The sequence below is a fragment of the Shouchella rhizosphaerae genome (genome assembly GCF_036700015.1).
Lineage (GTDB): Bacteria > Bacillota > Bacilli > Bacillales > Bacillaceae_D > Shouchella > Shouchella rhizosphaerae.
In genome coordinates, this window is the sequence record NZ_CP144921.1 from 1111321 (window position 1) to 1125522 (window position 14202).

Annotated in this window: 13 protein-coding genes; 4 read left to right on the plus strand and 9 right to left on the minus strand. The window is 45.3% G+C overall.

Annotation, left to right across the window (positions count from 1 at the left end; all coding sequences use genetic code 11):
• Window positions 1-9: 9 nt before the first annotated feature.
• The 6 genes from V5G21_RS05800 to V5G21_RS05825 form a co-directional block, all read right to left on the minus strand.
• Window positions 10-1026, minus strand: a complete 1017-nt coding sequence (locus V5G21_RS05800; protein ID WP_011248277.1) for a Gfo/Idh/MocA family protein — start codon at window positions 1024-1026, stop codon at window positions 10-12.
• 45 nt (window positions 1027-1071) lie between these two features.
• Window positions 1072-1836, minus strand: coding sequence for a carbohydrate ABC transporter permease (locus tag V5G21_RS05805; RefSeq protein WP_081427723.1), 765 nt, complete (start codon window positions 1834-1836; stop codon window positions 1072-1074).
• A 69-nt stretch (window positions 1837-1905) separates the two neighbouring features.
• On the minus strand, window positions 1906-2850 hold the full coding sequence (locus V5G21_RS05810; RefSeq protein ID WP_011248279.1) for a carbohydrate ABC transporter permease: 945 nt from the start codon (window positions 2848-2850) through the stop codon (window positions 1906-1908).
• A gap of 12 nt (window positions 2851-2862) precedes the next feature.
• A complete protein-coding gene (locus V5G21_RS05815; protein ID WP_011248280.1) occupies window positions 2863-4119 on the minus strand; it encodes an ABC transporter substrate-binding protein in 1257 nt (418 codons plus the stop codon).
• Between the two features lie 11 nt (window positions 4120-4130).
• Window positions 4131-5342, minus strand: a complete 1212-nt coding sequence (locus V5G21_RS05820) for an ROK family transcriptional regulator (protein ID WP_011248281.1) — start codon at window positions 5340-5342, stop codon at window positions 4131-4133.
• 262 nt (window positions 5343-5604) lie between these two features.
• Complete coding sequence (locus V5G21_RS05825; protein ID WP_011248282.1) at window positions 5605-6837, minus strand: DUF418 domain-containing protein; 1233 nt, start codon at window positions 6835-6837, stop codon at window positions 5605-5607.
• 271 nt (window positions 6838-7108) lie between these two features.
• Between V5G21_RS05825 and V5G21_RS05830 the strand changes: the two genes are divergently transcribed.
• The 3 genes from V5G21_RS05830 (at window position 7109) to sda (ending at window position 8135) form a co-directional block, all read left to right on the plus strand.
• The gene (locus V5G21_RS05830) at window positions 7109-7459 is read left to right on the plus strand and encodes a YolD-like family protein (RefSeq protein WP_011248283.1); all 351 of its coding nucleotides are present in this window, start codon (window positions 7109-7111) and stop codon (window positions 7457-7459) included.
• Window positions 7456-7902: a hypothetical protein gene (locus tag V5G21_RS05835; RefSeq protein WP_035203230.1), complete on the plus strand. Its 447-nt coding sequence runs from the start codon at window positions 7456-7458 to the stop codon at window positions 7900-7902. Before V5G21_RS05830 ends, V5G21_RS05835 begins: the two co-directional genes overlap by 4 nt.
• 89 nt (window positions 7903-7991) lie before the next feature.
• Window positions 7992-8135 (plus strand): sporulation histidine kinase inhibitor Sda, encoded by a 144-nt coding sequence (gene sda / locus V5G21_RS05840; RefSeq protein ID WP_081427673.1) that lies wholly within the window; start codon window positions 7992-7994, stop codon window positions 8133-8135.
• A gap of 196 nt (window positions 8136-8331) precedes the next feature.
• Here sda and V5G21_RS05845 read toward each other — a convergent pair whose 3' ends face one another.
• Entirely contained in the window at window positions 8332-9870 is a 1539-nt protein-coding gene (locus V5G21_RS05845; protein WP_011248284.1) for a helix-turn-helix domain-containing protein, read from the minus strand.
• A gap of 672 nt (window positions 9871-10542) precedes the next feature.
• Window positions 10543-10839: a hypothetical protein gene (locus tag V5G21_RS05850; protein ID WP_035203234.1), complete on the minus strand. Its 297-nt coding sequence runs from the start codon at window positions 10837-10839 to the stop codon at window positions 10543-10545.
• Window positions 10840-11268: 429 nt separating this feature from the next.
• Between V5G21_RS05850 and V5G21_RS05855 the strand changes: the two genes are divergently transcribed.
• The gene (locus V5G21_RS05855) at window positions 11269-11892 is read left to right on the plus strand and encodes an N-acetylmuramoyl-L-alanine amidase family protein (RefSeq protein ID WP_095326449.1); all 624 of its coding nucleotides are present in this window, start codon (window positions 11269-11271) and stop codon (window positions 11890-11892) included.
• Window positions 11893-12063: 171 nt separating this feature from the next.
• Here the strand turns inward: V5G21_RS05855 and V5G21_RS05860 are convergent, their stop codons facing one another.
• Window positions 12064-14163 (minus strand): ATP-dependent Clp protease ATP-binding subunit, encoded by a 2100-nt coding sequence (locus tag V5G21_RS05860; protein WP_338465348.1) that lies wholly within the window; start codon window positions 14161-14163, stop codon window positions 12064-12066.
• Between the last annotated feature and the right edge of the window lie 39 nt (window positions 14164-14202).

The following is a 14202-nucleotide window of genomic DNA, read 5'->3' on the forward strand; positions in this document are numbered from 1 at the left end:
TCTTTCTCGTTATGACAGCACCGTTTGCACATGCAACGTGATGGGCTTATCTTGTTTAATCGACTCTAATGCGGCTTCTGCGATTTCAACGGCTCGGTACGCATCTTCTGCGGTAACAAGCGGTTGCTCATTTTTTTCAATGCACGCAATAAAATGACGGAGTTCTTGTTCATAAGGCGACTGTTTGAGTGGGCTTTCTGGTACAGCCACGCCACCTGCTTTTCCTGCGTCGCTTTTTTCGGCGATTAGCGGTTGTGCGCTCTGGCTATCATAAGCTAAAATGCCATCGCGCCCGGCAAATTCAAACGACGTTCTAAATTGCTTATGGGCCCATGACCCTTCCAAATGGGCAATCACGCCGCTTTTAAACCGAATCGATACGAGCGCATACTCTTTTGCCTGCTCATTAATGCCAGCTACGCCGCCGATATTTTTCGCATAGATTCGCTCTACTTCGCCGAATGTCCAACGCAAAAAGTCAAAATCATGGACCAATAAATCGAGGACAACACCACCGCTGCGATCATAGTCCGCATACCAATTTTCGCTTGCTTTTGGGAAAGCGCCGCCCCTTGTCGTCCGAACGACGCCAACATCGCCAATTCGCCCGGCCTCAACCGCTTCTTTTGCCTTTCGGTATTCTGGGAAAAAGCGGACTACATGGCCAACGAACAATCTGGCTCCCTTTTTCTTGCAGTAACGGACGATCTCCTCTGCCGCTTTAGCCGTACGCGCAAGTGGTTTCTCACAGATAACATCTGCGCCTATATTGGCCGCCTCTTTCACATAGGAAGGATGCAAGTCTGTCGGCAAGCAAACTGACACTACATCAATGCGTTCCCCGAGCGCTTGTTTCGCATCAGTAAACGAATAAAATCCCAATGTATCCAGTTCTTTCGCAAACGAATCTGCTCGGCTTTCGTTTATATCGACAACGCCGATAAGGTCTGCATTTTCCATTTTCGCGAAACTGCGAGCGTGGACAGCCCCCATCGTTCCAAGTCCGACAACTACTACACGAACCATCTTCCCATCCCCTTTGTCCAAATCGATTTTTACTGGCTTGCTCTACTATCTTCGTACTCCCCCTAGTGCAATTCCTGCAATTAAATGTTTTTGTAAAAATAAAAACATGAGCAGCATCGGCACAGTCGACATGAGCGCCGCGGCCATCAAGAGTGGATACTCGGTTGAATACTGCCCTTCAAAATTGGCGATCCCTACCGACAAAACCCTCATATCAGCGGAATTGGTCATTACAAGCGGCCACAGAAAATCATTCCAAGCTGCAAGCACTGTAAAAATGGCCAGTGCAACCAGTGCCGGTTTGGCATTGGGCAAAATAATCCGCCAATAGATGCCCCAGTGCGTACAGCCATCCATGATCGCCGCTTCATCAAGCTCTTTCGGGATCCCCATAAAAAATTGCCGCAACAGGAAAACACCGAACGCGCTAAACATGCCTGGCACAATGAGGGCATAAAATGTATCAATCCAGCCTAATTGTGCTAATAGCGCATAGTTTGGAATCAAAATCACTTGCATCGGCACCATCAGAACAGACAACATTAAGAGAAAAAGCGTGTTTTTAAACGGAAAATTCAAGCGGGCAAACGCATAGGCTGCCATGGAACAAAGGAAAAGCTGTGCGCCTGTGCGTAACACTGTGATAAAAATAGTGTTGGCATAATAACGCAGGAAATCGGCGCTCTCAAACACACGGGCGAAGTTGTCAAAACGCCACGTTTCCGGCCAAATGGTTGGCGGAATTTGCATCGATTCTAAATACGTCTTCAATGAGGTAGTCACCATCCATAAAAACGGGGTGACCATCATAATGGCCCCGGCAATTAGAAGAAGATGAACCACTCCTTTTCTCACGATGACCACTGCTCCTCTCCTTAATTATCCGTCGTAATGAACCCACTTTTTTTGCCCAGCAAACTGTATGACTGTCATTGCCAAAATAAGAAGGAACAACAGGAACGCTTGCGCTGACGCATAGCCCATTTGTGAAAACATAAACCCTGATTCATAAACGCCATACACCATCGTGCGCAGCGGGCCGACTAGCGCCGTCGTGTCGCCGATCATTACAAAGATCAAATCAAATACTTGCAACGAACTAATCATGGCTGTAATGACGACAAAAAACAGCGTCGGCGTCAGCAAAGGCAACGTAATACGAAAAAATTGACTGCGTTTGGACGCCCCGTCTATCGCTGCTGCCTCGTAGTAAGTAGGATCAACATGCTGGAGCCCCGCCACGATTAAAATGATGTTATTGCCGACTGTCATCCAGACATATACAGCGATCACACTAAGCAAAGCGATATTCGGATCAAATAGCCATTCAGGTTGAGGCAAGCCGAGAAAGCCGAGAACATAGTTCACCAAACCGTACTCCGTATTATAAAGCCATTTCCAAACCATTCCGACGGCGATCGGCATTGTCACGACAGGCAAAAAATAAAGGGCACGATAGACAACCATGCCTTTGATTTTTTGGTTTAGCAGCACAGCTATACATGTGGCAAGCGCCACAGAAGCGGGCACAGCGACAAGCATAAAAAGAAGTGTATTAACGAGCGACCGGATAAACACCGGGCTCGAGAGCAGCGCGCTGAAGTTCTCCCACCCAGCGAAAGTAGGCGGCGTTAGCCCATCCCAATGTGTAAAGGAAAGGGCAAATGAAGCAATCGCCGGGCCGAGATAAAAGGCAAACAAGCCGATGAATGTGGGGCTGATAAACAAAAGCGCCCATAGCGCCTCTTTTGCCCCTTTGCGTTTTCGTTTCCCCGCTTTAGGTGTTGCTCGCATACCTGGGGGTTTTCCCGCTTCGCTTATCATGACATCTCCCTCCTATTCAGACTCTTGTCCTTGCCGCAAAATTCGCTCCATTTCTGTAGCAACTCGGTCAAGTGCATCGTCAAGGGGTTCCCCTGAAAGGAAAGCGCCTTGAATTTCTGTTTGCTCCATCCGCTGCCACTCCATTGTGTTTTTTGAAACCGGATACGCCACTCCGGTTTCTTGCGCAGCGATAAAAACGTGCAAATCCATGTCTGGGATCGATTCAAGCCAGAGATCGCCTGCAGAGCGCGCAGCAGGTGTGGAAAAGCCGCTTTTGGCAATCGTTTCGTTGCCTGCTTCGCCTGTTAACTCCTTAATTAGTTCCCAGGCAAGTTCAGGGTGCTCTGTTTTTTTATTCATCGTCCAACTAATCCCGTGGAGAATCACAGCATCTTCTTTCCCTTTCGGCAATGGCGCGACATCGACTTTGTTGCCCATTTCCTCATGAAACAAGACAGCGCTAACTGAGAGCGTTGGATACATAGCCACTTTATCAGACATAAACATTTGATCGAGGTCATTTTCAATTTGCGACTTAATATCTGGCGAAATGCCTTGGTCGACTAGTCGTTCTATAAAGGCAAACGCTTCTTTCGCCGCGGCAGTGCCAAAACCAGAATGCGCCTGGTCTTCGCTAACAATTTCCCCGCCCGCTTGGTGGATGTAATTGTAATAGCCTCGCTGGTTGCTAACAATCGGCGCTGCGTATCCATAAACCCCTTTATCGGCGTCTGTCAGCTGAGCGCCAACCCGCTCGATGTCTTCCCAATCCCAAGTCTCATCTGGATAGGGGATACCTGCTTCATCAAAAAGCGCTTTGTTGTAAAACAAGCCGACAGCATCGACAAAGTAGGGCGCCCCGAATAGGTCATTTTCATAACTGTAAAGTTCAATCATGCTCTCATAGTAATGCTGTTTTTGAAACGTTTCGTCCTCGGCAATAAATGGCTCAAGGCTTTGAAGCAAGCCAGGCTCTGCATATTGGTGGAAGTTGACGGCATTCATCCAAAATAGGTCTGGCCCTGCCCCTCCTCCTATGCTCGTCCTAAGGGTTGTCCAATATTGAGAGTAAGGGCTATAAGTCACATTGACACGGACATCTGGATGCTTGTTTTCAAAGGCGGCAATTGCTTCATCAACTGCCGGCTTCGCCTTTTCATCCCATAATGCAATATCAAGCGTCTGCTGCCGCGGACTTGCCCGTTCACTCTGACACCCCGCCACCGAAAGTACTGCGACTAGCATTACTAAAGCGATCGCTTTTTTCATGCTTTGCCTCCTTAATCATTTGCCTCAGGTAAAAACAGCTCATACTTGCCAACTTGCATTTCGTATTGCAACAAAACTGCTAACGCGCCAAGAATGTCTTTATTTGTTTCCAGAGAGGCCGGTTTTACTTCCGTGTGGCGCGCAATTGGATTCAATGCCCGGCTGTTGATTTTTTCATTAAGGCGTTTAAACAAAGGCAGGTTGTTTTGCACATGAGGCCCAGTCAACACAACTGCTTGTGGATTCAATAAGTGCAAACTATTGGTAATTGCTACCGCCAGAGATTCTGCCATTTCCTCGACAACCGTTAGCGCAAACGGGTCGCCTGCGCAAGCGGCTTCAACAAAGTCCGTTGGTTTGATTGCTTCTGGCCGCCCAGCGGCGCTCTCAATGATGGCCGTTTTCACGCCTTGTGTGAGCCAGGCAGAGAGGATTCGTGAATAAATAGCTGGCCAATTCACATAGTTTTCAAGACAGCCTTGGTTGCCACAAGGGCAAGCAGGACCACCAGGCAAAACGGACATGTGACCAATTTCGCCAGCACTGCCGCTGAAGCCGCGGTAAATGCTGCCGTTTACGCTCAACCCTGAACCAACCCCCTCGCCTACTGAAATAAACAACATTTCTTTATATCTCGCTGTGCCAAACTGCTTTTCTGCCATCATCATCGCATTCATGTCATTGTCTACATACGTTCGCAAGCCAAATGCCGCTTCCACTTTTTGTTTTAAATGAACGTCATACAAGTCAAGTTTTGCATTATAAGATACGATACCTCGTTCGGCTTGGACAATTCCTGGGACAACAATCGAAATGCCCAAACATTCGTCCAGCTTTTCAAACCGGCCAATAAATTCAGATAGCGTTTTCATAACAAAATCGATATAAGCTTCGCCACGGAGCGAATCGACTTGTCCATATTGTTCGGAGCGGACATGCCCTTCTAAATTCAAAGCAGCGATGCGAACGGATGAGTTTGCCAGTGACAAGGCGATTATAAACGATTTGTCTGGATTAAAGCGGTAAAGCACCGGCTTTCTTCCACCTGTTGAATGGCCGACCCCTTCTTCTTGCACATACCCTTCGTCAATAAGTTTGTTTAAAATCGTTGCGGCCGTCGTTGGGCTGACTTGTATTTGTTTGGCAATCATGTTCTTGGAAAGGGGCCCGCGTAGGCGGATAAGGTTTAACGCATTAATTCGATTGACTTCATGCAATTGCACCGGAGGCTTAATCTTTTCGCCACCTCACTTTTCGTTTTAACTTTAAAAAGTTTCGGTTTTTAAGACCATTTCGATGTTATAAAGGCAAATCCCTCTTTAATATCGCCTTTAATTTGTCAGAAGTTCTTCCAGTAGCTTTCAAATGTTAGCAGATTTTGAGGTTTAGTCCAGTATGGCTCGGATGAGGTTGTAAGCGAAACTCGTTGTAAAAGGGGTGCTTTTTCAGGCTAAGAGCCATTTGGGCGATTGCCCAAATGGCTCTTTATGCGGTACGTTTGGCCGCCCCGCCGCTATATGTCCATTTCCGCCATAAAGCTTCAAGGGGCCCTTGTTTCCATTTTTTTAAATACAAGTGGCTAAGTATAACTTGCGTAGCATAAATGACAATGGCAATAAGTAACCCTTGGCTGCTAGAGACGCTGCCAAACAACCCAAAGCCATACCCATAAAAGATGGTCGTTGCCACAATCGTTTGCAGCAAATAATTCGTCAAGGCCATGCGCCCCGCCGAAGCAATTGGCATGAACAACCGTGCCACTGTTCCTTTCTGTAAAAGGAGCACAAATGCTGATACATAAAACAACATTTGCAACGGGCCAGCAAGCATTCTGATGCCCTCGGCCAACCCTTGTGTAAACACAGGATTGATGTCGATTAAATTGTATCTGATCGACACTTCAAGCAACGTAAGAGGGAAACCCGCCAAGAAGCCAATCCAGCACAGCCTTTTCCAGCGTGTTACGTTGGCTTTCACATCATGGAACATTCCTGCCTTCCCCATCGATAAGCCAATTAAAAACAACGGCAAAATTCCTGGTATGACAAAGATAACGGTGAAAAGTTGGAAAAATGATTCATTAAAAAAGCGATACTCTACTATTTGTAAATAGGTGCCGTTCGCCATTGTTGCTAAAGCACTAGCCGTATCGCCAGCAATGTCTTCCATTGTCATGAGCCCTTCCCGTAAGCCAAATTCCATGCTAACCCCTAAAAACAACATGTAGCATGTCATCGTTACTGCGGAAACAAGCATTAGAGCGATCGTCCAAGTAATGAGCGTCTTTTGCTTGCGGTGGAAGAACAATGGCAAGAGCAAAGCTGTTAATGCATATGTATACAAGATGTCTCCTGACCATAAGAGCAGCAAATGCACTAGACCGACCACTAGCAAAAAGACGATCCGCCTATAAAAAACCCGTGTTGCTGCCATATTTTTCGCTAGGACGCGGGTATAAAAAATAAAAAACCCAAGTCCAAACAGCAAAGAAAACATCGGGTAAAACTTGCCGTCTACAAAAAAACTGATAAACAGCTGTACATTGGCGTCCAAGCGGTTTTCAGACAGGGCTTTCCCCTCAAGCATAGAGCTCGCATCGGTAAAAGCTAACGTTTTAAAGGCAATCATGTTTGCCATTAAAATGCCGAACAAGGCAATTCCCCGGATCATGTCCAACTCGTGAATCCGCTCCGAAGGCATGGTCGCAGTTAGTTTCATACAACGTCTCCTCTTCCCTTGTTTTTCGCAAAAATTTCATCTTACCATAAGCCTTAAGCAACATCATAACACAATTTGCCCAATTTATTGCACGTATTCAAGAAATGCGATAGCTGTTTTCATGGTGCTAACAGGCACGACGTTTCCTTCTTACATTTACGCTGTTCCCATCCAGAAAAGAACCAGTCTTTTTCCTCTATTTTCCTCTTGTTATCGAACGGACATTCGCATACAATACAAACAAACGTTCCAATAAGAAAGGAGTTTGCTGATGGGAAAAGAAGAGTGGTACATCCATCGAGGAAACTTGTTATGGGAAGGAAGTCGGATGATGCTGCCTGAGCATAAACAGGCATGGATTGAACTTCAACGGCAGGAAGAGGACGTTCCGTTGCATGGAGAGTTGGACGATGACGAATGGCGCGAGCTAGGGGCTACCATCATGGACGCGTTAAATCACACGTATGAGGTGACTGTCACTTATTGGGATCACGGACGCTACCGCCAAAAAATTGGCACTATTGATAAATTGGACGAATGGAACAAGCGAATCAAAATCGCTTTTCCAGATAGGTGCGAGTGGCTTCCTTTGCGTATCATCAAACATGTCAGCCCCGTTTGAACATGGACCTGTCCAACAACCAAGTGCGAGCCCTGTTTGGGCTTGCCCCAACCGCCCGGGAAACCATTAGTGAAAAAGCGGAAAAGGCGGCGCAAGCCTATATCCGCTTGCATTATGCGCGCATCATTTTGACGCGGGAATTGGTGCGTTTCCAAGGGAAACAAGTGGCAGGCATTAAATACCCTTCTATCTATATAAACATCATTCAACGAGCACTCGCCCGCCTCTCCATCGACATGAGAAAACTAAAAGACTTTATGCAAAAACACGCTATCCATGTTTCTGAAAAAGCATCCTTGTCTCCCCATTATATCGAACACCTTTATTGGGTTAAAGGAGTAAAATATTCAGTTGGCGGTGCGCCGTTCGTCCTTTCTAGAAATGTTGAAAAAACGCTCCGCTATTACATGGTCGAATTAAACGATCACCAATCATATATATAGGGCTTTTTATTGATATTAAATACTATATGTAGTAATATTAGGGCACACATAGCCAACATTTCTCACCACATAACAGAGGGGGATATCGTATGCTGAAAGATTTATCAGACGACCTTCTGCTCCATTCATACTACCAAGCGATCGAACATCAATTATCCGTTGATTTTATTGTGATTTTAAAAAACGAATTATTCCGCAGAGGCATGCTGCACACAGCTGGTCAAAACACATAAATGTCTCTTGGCACGCCCCCTTTATAGTGGACAACTGTGCTTTTGGCTTTCCAATGGTTTTTTTCTTCACACATAGAAGGCGGGAGAAGTGTAGGCGAGCGGAGATGTGACTAACGGACGTTCGACGGCCCATGAACAAGAACAAGTCTACAACCTATAAAACCTGCAAGGTTCTTGCTTAGCCTTGCAGGTTTTTTTATCCCCCATTCATTTCCCTTTTGAAAAGGTGTTCCGTCTCTTGCTGCTCTTTTCGTTTAAGAAGGATCGACTCAATCGCCCTTTTGTGGTGTTTTTCACAATGTTGTTGGATCCGTCGCCAGTCTTGGTTCGTTGGTGGAGACTGGATATAAACAACATCGACTTTTTCATGATAGGGAAAAAGTGTATCTGTAACAATGAATGCAGGCATTTCTGCTTTGTCACGGGTGTACGTTACGGACGTTTGGACGTTTAAATGGTACGGCAATGCAGCATTCATTCGTTTAGAAAGCTTTTGCTCATAGACAGGCCCTTCACTTGAAAAGATGTGGATATTCAATGGTTCATTTAATTTCTCAATGTCGGCAAATGTATAGACTAGTAAAATATAACGGATGAGCAAAGCAGCTTGATCCATTTGCAAAAAAGGCACCATTTCCTCAGCCAAGACTTTTTCAAAAGCAGCAAAAACGCCTTCTGTAATAAGCGGATGACGTTCTTGCAATACGTCTAGTTGAATCCGCTCTTTAAAACTCGAATAGTTCACGGAAAAGTACCGTTTATTTCGGTGGATTTGTAGCAAATGCCCTTCCATCCGCTGCGCCGCTTCTTCGTCTAATGCATTAGAAAACCATTTTTTTAATGCACGGGCGAACCGCCGCGTGGCCCTCCACTCTTCAGTGCGGTGTAACTGGTTTGCAGCTAGATTTGAAGCGACAAGCTCCGCGTCATGGTAAAGAAACGGCGAATTTAAAAGAATGATCAATAAAAACTGCACTTCTGATGACCTTATGTTTTCCGGCACGGTTTTAAGCAATTCTCCAGCATGTGCAAGCATCTTTGTTTGCAAGTCGGACGGAAATGCCTCATCATAAAGGTCAGTGAAGTGCCCTTGTTTTACTCGCAACCATTGGATAGCAATCCAGTACAAGAAACGTTCTGTTTGCAATGAGGACAAGTTTAACTTCATTGCCTTTGCAATCGGCGCAAACAATTGTTTAGCAAACTGTTTTTCAATCGAAAAAGGCCACGCAATCCCACTTCCGGTCACTTCCCAAAAAAAGCAAAAATAAAAAATGCGGATATGATGTTCTTTGCCAATAAGTTTAAACGTCCTTGGCTCAAACCGCAGATGGAAAGCATGAAGCAAAGGTTTGATTTTATGGAGCTTACGGAAGAATGTAGAACGGCTTAAGAAATGTTTTTGAATAAACGAATCCACACTTAAGCGGCCAGATAAAGAGCAGCCAATAAAACGGACCATATCATCCTGAAAAAAGAGACGACGCAAAACTTCATTAAGCTGCCGGTCATCTTTATTTGAAAAACTATATTGATTATGAGCATTGCGCACAATCGCCATGTCTGTGCCCGTTTGCTGTAGTTCTTTTTCCAATTCTTTTATCGTATAATCAACCGTGCGGTCCGAACAAGCCAATGTTTTACGGATTTCCGCCTTCGTGCAGTTCTCTTTGGCGCCAATGAAATGAATCAATTTCACTAAGCGCTCAATGCGTTTATCTGTCAGCATATCCATAAAAAACCCTCTTAGTGAATGATCTAGCGGCATCCCGCATATTCGCCGTATCAACCTGCTACGCCATCTCCCCCATAACCTCTAATTGCTATTATAAGTGAGTCCATAAAAGGGGCTTTATATAAAGAACAAGAGTAGACTAAACCCCAAGCCCTTTCCTACAATCAACGCTTTAACCACCAGCTGCGTTCTGCCTCCAAACTCCTAGCTTTGGCCTGTTCAAATAACCCCCTATAATTTTTCTTGTGCAGACCCCCGCTTTTTTGTCACCTCCTCTCGCTTAGCCATAAACAATTTATCATTGGACATGAAGTTTAAAAAATAACGGTTACCTATTTTTCGCAACAATTGGGTTTCCTTCCAGTTATTTTGCAAAGACTGTCAATATTCCTTTGTTTTTGTAGCTATCTGTTAAAAACAGCAAAGCATTTCTAATACATGACTGTTTCTAGCCATCAATAGCCATAACCAGACTGCTTATAGCAAATGCATTGTATAGCACCCCATTGCACAGTATTACGCAAAAGCCTGCTAATTGGCCTAACAAAAAACGTTATCTTAGAATAAAATAAGGAAATCGTTCAACGATTTATATTCCGAATTATCTGCCAATATGGTTTAGTTAAGCCGTTCCTCCCCTTCTCCCCCTCTTGAGCACTGCTTCTGCGTTTTTTATACGCAGATCTCATTATCATCGTCCTGCTTTTTTAGCGCTTTCATTAAAGCTTTGCGAACAGCTTTTAAGTACTCGACTTGGCTGCGGGAGATCGTCTCGAAATTCATCATGTCTTGACGCAAGTAAACGATATGCCAGAGGCGACTTAATTCTTTGTCTTCCATTCGCCCGCGTAGCTTTACAATCGCAAAATCTACCACTTCACGAAACGTAGACGTCGGAGAGCCTACCTCTTGGCGCAATAGACGATAAATGTCATTCATAATCCGGTATGCTTCTAAATTTGATTTCATCGTTTCTCCTCCGATTACAAGCCTAAAGGTCTAGGTTTTAGTACTTATTTTACTATAGTTTTCCAATTTGCTAATTTCATATTTTGCGCCTTGCTCGCAAAATTTGAAACATCTATGATTGCCGAAAAACGAGAAATTAAGCCGATTTGTTACTTCGTTACCATATCTACCTGGGACAAAAGATTGAAATGAGCTAAACAGCTTCCTAACTAGGCGATCTTGAACCGTTACTAGTCACCTCTGTTCAGACGCTTTTCCTTGCTTTCATAAAACTTAACCACTGTGATTCTTCATGTTTTTCTCTTTGGATACATATTTTCCCTTCATTTTAATCAGGAAGGGCTGTTTTCGACAAAATCCCTTGTTGCCTCTATGGCAATCTCTTAGACTACTAATATAAGCCAAGCGATAAAAACCAAGGAGGCGCTCATGAGAAAAAAGCATGCTTTTTCATTTTTGATGGCCGCCATCCTTGCAGTAGTCTCCACTAGCTATTTTCTAGCATCAGAAGCGGCGGCTAGTGTATCTGGTAAAGTCATTGCCATTGATGCGGGCCACGGTGGAAGCGATCCTGGGGCAGTCGCAAATGGAATTTCCGAGAAAGATCTTGTTTTAAAAGTAGCTGCGCATACGAAAGATAGGCTGGAAGAGGCAGGGGCAACAGTCATTATGACGAGAACAGGGGACGCATATGTTGGGCTCGAAGCCAGGGCCGAACTTGCTAATGCCCGTAATGCCGATACATTTGTTAGCATTCATGCCAATGCAGCTACCCCAAGTGCCCATGGGACAGAAACATTTCACTTCCCATCAAGCAGCCAAGGACAAGCTTTGGCTTCAGCTTTGCAAACAGAACTCGTCAACACACTAAATACAAGAAACCGCGGCGTCAAATCGGCAAATTTTAGTGTATTGCGCAATACTGCCATGCCTGCCGCCCTTGTCGAACTTGGATTTATTACAAATGCTGAAGAAGCAGAACGGATGAAAGCCGCCAGCTTTCCAAACGAAGCTGCAACAGCGATTGTACGCGGGCTCCAACAATACCATTAAAAGCATGACCTGTTCCAGCAAGCCTTTGTACAAACAGAGACGCATCTATCTCGTTTTGCCTAAGTCTTCGCACAGCTTAGTGTCTGCACAACCAAAAAAGGCTGCTGGAATGATCCCAGCAGCCTGCAAACTACGGACTAACGCTCGCACGCATCACCGTTTGCCTTGCGCTTATCCTTTACGGACAACAAGTTGCTCGTCGACGACATCGACGTTTACGCGCTTCAAGTCGTTATCATCGATCAAAAGGTCGGTGATATCATCTTCAATGGTATCCTGAATCACCCGGCGAAGCGGACGGGCACCAAACGCAGGGTGGTAGCCAAGTTTAGCAAGTTTACGCTTCGCTTCCTCGCTCACTTCCATTTCAATGTTTTGCGCTGCCAACCGTTCATTCAAATCGGCAAGCATCACATCGACAATGTCAATCAAGTTTTCTTCTGAAAGCTGGTTAAACTCGATCAATGCATCAAAGCGGTTAAGGAATTCTGGTTTGAAATAATCATTAAGGTTTTCCAAAATCCCCAATGTTTTGCTTTGTTCAGCTGTAAAACCAAGCGATGGTTTTGTCACGCCAACACCCGCATTTGACGTCATAATGATCATTGTATCCTTGAAGGAAACGACACGCCCTTGGCTATCCGTCAAGCGGCCATCCTCCATAATTTGCAAAAACATATGTTGCACATCAGGATGGGCTTTTTCAATTTCATCCAGCAAAATGATGCTGTACGGATTGCGTCGCACCCGTTCCGTCAGCTGTCCGCCTTCTTCATGGCCAACATAGCCAGGAGGGGAACCAATCAGTTTAGATACAGAGTGTTTCTCCATAAACTCACTCATATCAAGGCGTATCATGCTTTCTTTCTTGCCGTACACCTCTTGGGCAAGCTGTTTCGTCAATTCCGTTTTTCCGACGCCAGTCGGTCCGACAAACAGAAAACTAATTGGACGATTGCCTGCTTTTAAACCAGCACGGCTTCGTTTTACAGCTTTGGCAACTTTGTCGACTGCTTCCTCTTGCCCAATGACTTTGGCTGCAAGCCTGTTGGCCAAGTCTTTCATTTTTTGTTGCTCCGCTTTCTGCAACTTACGGACAGGTACGCCTGTTTGCCGTTCAATCAGCATTTCAATATCTTCAACAGTGACATCTACTGGTTCTAATTCTGACACGGCCTCTTGCAATTTTGCTTGTACTTTCAGTTCCTCATCCCGAAGCGCGGCCGCTTCTTCATACCGTTCTTGTTTAGTTGCTTCTTGTTTTTTCGCGCGTATCGTAGCAAGACGTTTCTCCAATGTCGCTTTATCTTCATGGTTAGAAGACAAGGACAAGTGGGAACCGGCTTCATCAAGTAGGTCGATCGCTTTGTCTGGAAGATAACGGTCTTGAATATAACGATCTGACAGTTTAACGCACGCTTCTAGCACTTCATCTGAGTAACGAACGCCGTGGTACGTTTCATATACGCCTTTTAGACCTTGCAAAATCGCCAACGCTTGGCTTGTAGTAGGCTCTTTGACTGTTACCGGTTGGAAGCGGCGTTCCAGGGCCGGGTCCTTTTCAATTTTGCGGTATTCTGCTAGCGTTGTCGCCCCAATCAGTTGCATGCTTCCACGAGCAAGCGCTGGCTTGAGCAAATTGCCTGCATCCATGTTGCCTTCTCCAGAAGCACCAGCGCCTACGATCATGTGAAGTTCATCGACAAACACAATCACATCATCACGGCTGCTGACTTCGTCAATCAACTTCTGCATCCGTTCTTCAAACTGGCCGCGGTAGCTTGTACCGGCGACTAGAGAAGAAAAGTCAATCGCATAGATTTGTTTATTTTGCAGTTTTGCAGGCACATCGCCGCTGGCAATTCGCCGTGCAAGCCCTTCAGCAATCGCTGTCTTTCCGACGCCTGCTTCCCCGATCAACACAGGGTTATTTTTTGTTCGACGGCTTAACACTTGAATGACGCGCTCTACTTCTTGGTCGCGGCCAATCACTGGGTCAATTTTGCCGTCTTTCGCATCGTTTGTTAAATTATAGCCAAATTGACCGAGGAAACCATCATCGGTCCGTTTTTGCTCTTTTGTACGAACGTTTTGTTGTGGCTGGCCTTGATTCATAAATTGCTGAAACAGCGAATCAAATTGACCATTCATGTTTGAATCGCTCCACTGCGCATAGCACTCTTGGCAAAGCGCATAGTGGCTTTGACGATTGTTTACAACAACATTCAAGGAAATCACAGCCTCACGAGTTTGACAATGTTGACATTTCATGGACTTTCTCCTCCTTGTTTTTTATTTATAAGCGGAATT